This window comes from Limnothrix redekei LRLZ20PSL1, assembly GCF_043235035.1.
Classification (GTDB): domain Bacteria; phylum Cyanobacteriota; class Cyanobacteriia; order CACIAM-69d; family CACIAM-69d; genus CACIAM-69d.
In genome coordinates this window covers 1-6,191 of sequence record NZ_JAZAQF010000018.1, presented here as the reverse complement: position 1 = coordinate 6,191, position 6,191 = coordinate 1, and the positions used below count along the sequence as shown (strand labels likewise).

Annotated in this window: 7 protein-coding genes, 1 tRNA gene and 1 pseudogene; 5 read left to right on the top strand and 4 right to left on the bottom strand. The window is 52.6% G+C overall.

Annotation, left to right across the window (positions count from 1 at the left end):
* Positions 1–107: 107 nt before the first annotated feature.
* Entirely contained in the window at positions 108–440 is a 333-nt protein-coding gene (locus VPK24_RS03545) for a DUF3318 domain-containing protein (protein WP_393010769.1), read from the bottom strand.
* A 176-nt stretch (positions 441–616) separates the two neighbouring features.
* The gene (locus VPK24_RS03540; protein ID WP_393010767.1) at positions 617–2,140 is read right to left on the bottom strand and encodes a NupC/NupG family nucleoside CNT transporter; all 1,524 of its coding nucleotides are present in this window, start codon (positions 2,138–2,140) and stop codon (positions 617–619) included.
* Positions 2,141–2,469: 329 nt separating this feature from the next.
* Here VPK24_RS03540 and VPK24_RS03535 point away from each other — a divergent pair, with 329 nt between their 5' ends.
* The 4 genes from VPK24_RS03535 (at position 2,470) to VPK24_RS03520 (ending at position 4,606) form a co-directional block, all read left to right on the top strand.
* Complete coding sequence (locus VPK24_RS03535) at positions 2,470–2,754, top strand: hypothetical protein (protein ID WP_393010765.1); 285 nt, start codon at positions 2,470–2,472, stop codon at positions 2,752–2,754.
* Positions 2,751–3,095, top strand: coding sequence for a cupin domain-containing protein (locus VPK24_RS03530; RefSeq protein ID WP_393010763.1), 345 nt, complete (start codon positions 2,751–2,753; stop codon positions 3,093–3,095). The genes VPK24_RS03535 and VPK24_RS03530 overlap by 4 nt, the downstream gene beginning before the upstream one ends.
* Positions 3,096–3,245: 150 nt before the next feature.
* Entirely contained in the window at positions 3,246–4,409 is a 1,164-nt protein-coding gene (locus VPK24_RS03525; protein ID WP_393010761.1) for a CobW family GTP-binding protein, read from the top strand.
* Positions 4,410–4,535: 126 nt separating this feature from the next.
* Positions 4,536–4,606 (top strand) — tRNA-Cys (locus tag VPK24_RS03520).
* 176 nt (positions 4,607–4,782) lie between these two features.
* Here the strand turns inward: VPK24_RS03520 and VPK24_RS03515 are convergent.
* Positions 4,783–5,532: a TetR/AcrR family transcriptional regulator gene (locus tag VPK24_RS03515; protein ID WP_393010759.1), complete on the bottom strand. Its 750-nt coding sequence runs from the start codon at positions 5,530–5,532 to the stop codon at positions 4,783–4,785.
* Positions 5,533–5,752: 220 nt separating this feature from the next.
* Between VPK24_RS03515 and VPK24_RS03510 the strand changes: the two genes are divergently transcribed.
* Positions 5,753–6,037, top strand: a complete 285-nt coding sequence (locus tag VPK24_RS03510; protein WP_393010757.1) for a hypothetical protein — start codon at positions 5,753–5,755, stop codon at positions 6,035–6,037.
* A 44-nt stretch (positions 6,038–6,081) separates the two neighbouring features.
* On the opposite strand, the pseudogene VPK24_RS03505 reads toward VPK24_RS03510, so the two are convergent.
* Positions 6,082–6,191: pseudogene (locus VPK24_RS03505) on the bottom strand (IS5/IS1182 family transposase); the annotation flags it as partial.

The following is a 6,191-nucleotide window of genomic DNA, read 5'->3' as shown; positions in this document are numbered from 1 at the left end:
ATCGATTTTGCAGAACAGAGCTTCTAGACTGAGCATGGCGGGGTTGGGCTGAGTGTTGTTTTGGTTAATGCCTCAGCTTAACCAGCCCCGTCTTTCCTTCGCTCCCCTTATCCCGAATTCACGTTAATTTGCCAAGCGGCGCTGGCCAAACCCACCAAGGCCGCCCCTTGATACCAGTTGGGTTCAACCCAGCGCACCCCCATTACCCAACAGGATTGGCGCAACATCAACAAATCTCGCTGGGGTCGGGGAATTCGCCGCCACAGTTCAAAATTCACATAGATTGGGCGCTCGCGCTGCCAAGGCAACGGCAAGGCACTCGACAACACTTGAGGTTGCTCTGAACGACCCACAATCTTGATTGTCATCCGTGCCGAAGCCGGCAACAGATCCAGTAAGCGCAATATTTCTGGCTCAGGATTCGGCATCGATCGCCCCACAACCCACCTATCCCATCAAACTCAATACCGTAGTCGAAAAAGGGGCAGTCTGGATCTGTTGTGGCCAAGTCTGTTGCGGCCAAGTCTGTGCCACTCTCGGCCCAGTCACAGATAAAGCCAGTTTGCCGAATTCGATAATGCATCCCAAAAATGCATCCCAAATTCGATGCTCCACCCTAGCGCGGCGCGGGGGCCGGAGTTGCGGGTGGGGGGCTGGGTTTCACCAAGGTTGGCGTGGCCGGCGCAAGCTTGGCGGGCGGCATGGGTGTGCCCAGAATATGGGGGCTGCCATCGTCATAAAAACCCGCCACGCAGGCAATCATCAGGGAAGCTATTGTGCCCACAAACAGGGCCCGCCAACCCAAATTCAGTAACTCTCGTCGCCGCTGGGGAATCAGGGCGCTCAGACCACCCACAAAAATGCCAAAGGCCGGCAGGTGGGCAAAGCTGGAAAGCGCATAACTCACAATCAACAGGGTGCGATCGCTGATTGCGTCGTTTCGGCGCAGTTCCGCCAGGGTTTGATAGGGCGGAATGGCGGTTTCCAAGAGCCGCCGACCAATGACCACCGCCGACTCCCAAGCATCATCCCAAGCCACTCCCGTCAGCAGCGTGAGCGGAAAGAAACAAATTCCCTCCAAGTTGGCCAAGGTAACCACTTGAAATAATTCCCCGATCGGCCCGGGAACCAGCCCTAACGCAACAAAGAAGCGATCGACCAGCGACACCAACCCCACAATCAACACCAAGGCCGCCACAATCCAGCCACAAATGCGCAACCCTTCCAGGGCCCCCGCCATGGCGATCGCCCAGGGGCTACTATCCGGCTCGATCGCCCCGCCGGCCATGTCTCGATCGGCCAAGGTTCGATCGGCTAAGGAACTTTCAGCCGCACTAAAAGGATTGAGGGGATAGTGTTCTGGTGTGCTTGGACTGGCTGGATTCAGAGGATTTTGCGATAAATTTGCCATCATTACCCCCGACAGGCGATCGCGCGTCAGGGGCACTTGGGTTTCCGGAACCAAAATTTTGGAAAGTACAAAGCAAGCCGGAATACCAATAATGGCTGCCGAAATTAAATGACCTAAAATGTTTGAAAAAACCGGCTGTAAAAAGTCCACATAGATCGCCAACGTGGAAGAGGAAGCCGTTCCAAAACAGCAAGCCAAAATAGCGCATAGCTCACTGCGCGTCATTCGTGACAAAAACGGCCGCACCACAATCAACGCTTCAACACCCGTCACCACATTCACCACGCCGCTCAGTGCTTCCGCTCCACTCAGTCGGGTGGTTCGATAAAACAACCGCGAAAAACTATTCACAATCGCTTGCATGACCCCCAAGCTGTAGAGCAGGGCCATCAGTCCTGCAAAAAAGACCACCGTGGGCAAAGCGCGAACGGCAAAGATATAGCCTAAAGGTGGATTTTCGCCAAAATTTTTAGAAACAAACTGGGAACCAAAAATGAATTCCGCCCCCGATTCAGCAGCGGCAAAAATCCCATTGAGAGCACTATTTAAAACATCAAAAATATCGCGCGTGATGGGCAGCCTAAACACCAAAAAACCCAAAACAAGCTGCAGGCCCAGCCCCCAAATTAACGTAGCCCAAGGAATGAGTTTCCGATTTTCCGAAAAGAGCCAAGCCACACCGCAAAGCCCAAAGATGCCCAAAAAGGAAACAAGATTGAGATAACTCATGAGCAGGACAAGGAAATGAATTAACCCCACGCCGCTACTGCTTAGAGGATGTTTAAAAAGTATTCTTTGGCACGGGCAAGCACCAATAGTCGTGGAGACAGGGGGCTTAAGTCCCTTGTCTAAGTCGATCACTGGAGCGTACAGAGTAGCAATTTTGGCTTTTCAGACATCCTCTTAGCCTATTTTGGGCGGTGCTATTTTGAGCGATCGAGTTCAGGAGCGCTCCCCCAAATTAAAATGCAAGGAGGGGTTAAATAACAGCCATTGCCACTCGATCGCCCTCCGATACCCCTTGGCGGAATCCTGGTCAGCCCACCTCTGAGAAACCTATGGATGCCTTTGCACCGGAAGCACCCGACTGGACAGACTCCGCCGTTCACGCCCTAGGGTTCTGTTGCCCCACCTGTGGCGCATCGGTTTTAGAAGCGGAGCGCGTGTGGATTAATCGGCGATCGCCCGTGCTCACGGAAACCTACCGTCGCAAGTGGCAGGAGTTCTATGGGTGTCATTGCGGCTGCGTGTGGTGGGCTTGGAGCGATGAGCGCCCCCCGTCTGATTTGGTGGCCACGGAGCCGCCAGCACCCCCCGAGAGTCGAGGAGAGGATTGGTTTTGAAACGAGTTGCGCTCTCGGAAGTCCCGATCGAGCGGGTTTCCCACAACCCCGCGATCGCCAAGCAAGTGCTGTTGCGACAAGGTGACCTTCCCCACCTCACCAACTTTTCCCGAGCCTGCTTTGCGCCCGGCCAGGTTTCGCCCGGCCATGCCCACTCGGATATGCACGAAGTCTTCTTCATTGAAGCCGGCCAGGGGACAATGATCATTGATGGCCAGCACTTTGATCTGGTCCCGGGTGTTTGCCTGGCGATCGCCCCCCATGAGGTGCATGAAATTGCCAACACGGGCCCCGAAGAATTGGTGATTACCTACTTTGGCCTACGGGCGATCGGGGATTGAGCAATCCCACGAATCTCAGCTATCTTTGAGAATGATTCTCATCCCATTGACAATAGCCAGAACCATCCCCCAGCGCCTACTGACCTAGCGTCCACTCGCTAACAGCCCCATCCACGCCCCACTTCATTTCCTTTCATCAATCCCTGTCCCATGGCCACCAGTCAAGATCTAACCGCCCCCAGCCCAGTTATGGCCGCCCCTAAATTGGGCTTGCCAGTCACCATCATCACAGGCTTTTTAGGCAGCGGCAAAACCACCCTGCTTAATCATATTCTGAGCAATCAACAGGGTCTGAAGACGGCTGTTTTGGTCAATGAATTTGGTGAAATTGGCATTGATCAAGAACTAATCATTGAAGTTTCAGACGATGACAGCGTGATTGAACTCGCCAACGGTTGCATTTGCTGCAACATCAATAATGACTTGGTGGATGCGGTCTATCGCGTTTTGGAACGAGAAGAACGGATTGACTATCTGGTGGTAGAAACCACGGGTTTGGCGGATCCTTTGCCCGTTGCGCTGACCTTCCTGGGTACTGAACTGCGGGATATGACGCGGCTCGATTCAATCATTACCTTGGTCGATTGCGAAAACTTCAGCCTTGATTTGTTCAACAGTGAAGCCGCCTATAGCCAAATTGCCTATGGCGACATTATTTTGCTGAACAAAACCGATCTTGTTGCGCCCGAAAAGGTGGAAGCGCTTGAAGAGCGAGTCAGGGAAATTAAGCAAGGCGCTCGCATTTTGCGCACCCGAAACTCGGAAGTGCCGTTGCCTTTGGTTTTGAGTGTTGGCCTGTTTGAATCGGATCAGTACTATCAGCCGGAAGAAAGTGCTGATGCCCATGATCATGACCATGAACAAGCGCATGACCACCACAACCATGATGGTCATGATCATGCAGATGAACAAGCGCATGACCACCACAACCATGACGCTTGCGATCATGACCATGGCCATTGTGTCCACGACCACGATCATGACCATCATCACCACGGTCATGACCACCATCATCACTCCCATCACCTAGAAAATGATGGGTTTGTGTCCGTTTCCTTTGAGAGCGATCGCCCCTTTGTGATCCGCAAGTTCCAGAGCTTTTTGGATGATCAAATGCCGGAAGCAGTCTTTCGGGCTAAGGGAATTTTGTGGTTCCAAGAAAGCGAAAACCGCCACATTTTTCACCTGTCTGGCAAGCGCTTCACCCTGGAAGATGATCTTTGGAAGGGGCAACCCAAAAACCAGCTCGTGCTGATTGGGCAAAACCTGGATCAGGCTACGTTGCTGTCGCAGTTGGAAGATTGCCTGGCCTAGGCTGAGGCGATCGGCTGCGGTGGGCGATCGCGCCGTTTCCCTCGCTGGTTCAGAATTTTGAGCCTGGGGGGTTGCCCAAATGCAAAACTGATGGCAGAATGACATCTGCCGAACAGAACGGCGCAAGGCGGCATGGCCAAGTGGTAAGGCAGAGGACTGCAAATCCTTTACCCCCAGTTCGAATCTGGGTGCCGCCTTTTAAAAAACTTCAATCAACCCCGGTAATCGGCTCAAGACTTTGCGCTGCGATCTCCGTTTGGGAATTGCTGAGCAGCGGGTGCAAATCGCTCTGGAGGCGCACAACCGCGCTCGGTAATCATCAAATCAGGCGATCGCCTCCTGCTGGCGCTGATTGAGCCTCTGAACCGATCGATCAGCTTTCAAGGATCTCGGAGTTTTCAAAATGATTGTCTTCAAAATAATTAGATAAATAACTCAACATTAATTTCTTCGTTTCCTGCACTAAGCGGGTTTGTGCCAAGTCCGTCTGCCCGAAAGTAAACCATAGCAATGTGCCAATTCCCTTGACGATCACAAAAGCGATCGCCTCATAGGTTTCTGCCGTTTGACCGGGATAGCGATCTTGAAAATAGTCAATGTAGCCCTGGATCAGGCGATCGTCATTTTCTGCATCAATTTCGGCCAGTTCTGGCAGTCCTTGCAAGGGCATGAGAATGGCTAAATAGCCCGGGTGGGTTTCCAGAAATTGATCGAAAGAATCAACAATCCGATCAACATAATCCTTGAGGGATAAATTTTTAGCCTCTGAGGCATGAAGTTGGAGAAATAACGCATACATCTGATCGTTATAGCGCTCTGCTAAGGCTCCGACGATGGCGTTTTTGTCGGGAAAAAACTGATAGAGCGACCCGATCGGGACTTCTGCTTGGGCCGCGATCGCCTGGGTGGTGGTGGCGTTGTAGCCTTCGGCGATCAAAAGTTTTTCCGCCACATCCAAAATTCGATTCACGCGGGCTTGGCTGCGGGCCTGGCGCGGTTTCTTGCGGGCTGCTGGTTTGGGGGGGGCTTTGGTTCCGGGAGTCATCATGCGTTGAACTGTGGCCAATAGGGGGCTTGACAAAAAACGAGGATCGCTCATATCTTGAATATGAGCAAATTTCATATTTATCTTTCCACTTCAAGGTTCCTATGTCTAGTTCCCCGCGCTGAAGCCATGTTTGATTGGGCTTAATTAAGCTTGATTGGGTTTTCTGGAGCTTTTTCTCGGAATTTCATCGCTGAATACGACGTTTCACCGGCTTAACCGTATGTTCAACGTGGCGTTTTTATATCGAGCATTTGAAATAAAAAGTGCTCCCTCAGTCCTCAATCCCTTGAAACCGATGCTGCGAACGATTTCAAAACTCACGCTGACTCCAGCCTCGGTTCCTGCTGAGTCGGAGCCTGCTCGCAACCGGACTCGCTGGCCCTGGGCACGTTTCTGGCGCTGGGGTCGCTTGCAACTTGCTCCTTGGATCGCGCTGCTGACGGCCGGGTGGAGCCGCGTGACCGCCTGGGGAGATCAAGACTACCACGAGCGATCGCGCTGGTTGGTGGCCCTCAGTCGCATCAATAGTCGCATCAATTTTGTGGCGGTGTATGGATTGTTGAGTGAACTGCTGTGGTGAACGGTTTGAGTCGGTGATTGCAATCAGTAGACCTCTTGCACGAATCAAATTGGATGTGTTGCCTGGTAGTTGAGCAACCCGGCCAGCAGATGAAGCCTCAAGCCAAAACGGCGACGACGATTGCGATAGCGTCCTGAGAAGATCCGAAATCGCT

Excerpts from the sequence above, each read along its gene's own strand:
- VPK24_RS03515 (WP_393010759.1), bottom strand. The coding sequence starts at position 5,532 with ATGAAATTTGCTCATATTCAAGATATGAGCGATCCTCGTTTTTTGTCA.
- VPK24_RS03540 (WP_393010767.1), bottom strand. The coding sequence starts at position 2,140 with ATGAGTTATCTCAATCTTGTTTCCTTTTTGGGCATCTTTGGGCTTTGC.
- VPK24_RS03510 (WP_393010757.1), top strand. The coding sequence starts at position 5,753 with ATGCTGCGAACGATTTCAAAACTCACGCTGACTCCAGCCTCGGTTCCT.
- VPK24_RS03525 (WP_393010761.1), top strand. The coding sequence starts at position 3,246 with ATGGCCACCAGTCAAGATCTAACCGCCCCCAGCCCAGTTATGGCCGCC.
- VPK24_RS03535 (WP_393010765.1), top strand. The coding sequence starts at position 2,470 with ATGGATGCCTTTGCACCGGAAGCACCCGACTGGACAGACTCCGCCGTT.